The following is a 255-nucleotide window of genomic DNA, read 5'->3' on the forward strand; positions in this document are numbered from 1 at the left end:
AGCGATAAGAAGTGAGAATGCCGGTATGAGTAGCGAAAAGACAAGTGAGAATCTTGTCCGCCGAAAACCTAAGGTTTCCTGAGGAAGGCTCGTCCGCTCAGGGTTAGTCGGGACCTAAGCTGAGGCCAAAAGGCGTAGGCGATGGACAACAGGTTGAAATTCCTGTACTACCTTTCCTCCGTTTGAACGATGGGGGGACGCAGAAGGATAGGGGAAGCGTGCTATTGGAAATGCACGTCCAAGCGGTGAGGCTGA

General features: G+C 52.2%; 1 rRNA gene. It reads left to right on the top strand.

Annotated elements, in window-relative coordinates:
- Positions 1–255: ribosomal RNA gene (locus TEPIDINF_RS15260) — 23S ribosomal RNA — on the top strand; the annotation flags it as partial.

Origin of the sequence: Tepidibacillus infernus (assembly GCF_048898065.1) — a bacterium.
In the GTDB taxonomy this organism is placed as follows: Bacteria; Bacillota; Bacilli; order Tepidibacillales; family Tepidibacillaceae; genus Tepidibacillus_B; species Tepidibacillus_B infernus.